Here is a 224-nt window from a genome sequence, read left to right on the forward strand (position 1 = left end):
TCCCCCTCACCACACCGGACATGGTCCGTTCCGGTCGCGGCTGAACTGTTACGTCAAATCCCCGGAGCGCATGAAATCGGCGCCCCGGGGACTTAAACATGGTAAAAACCTTTTTGATAAATCGGCAGACAGCCATACCTGCGAACTTATCAGGCCGTCCTGAATGTAAAGGTATACGTCCGGTTCGTTTTTCCATCCGGGCCCGTCACCGTCACAACGGCGGG

Source organism: [Clostridium] symbiosum ATCC 14940, assembly GCF_000466485.1.
GTDB lineage: Bacteria > Bacillota > Clostridia > Lachnospirales > Lachnospiraceae > Otoolea > Otoolea symbiosa.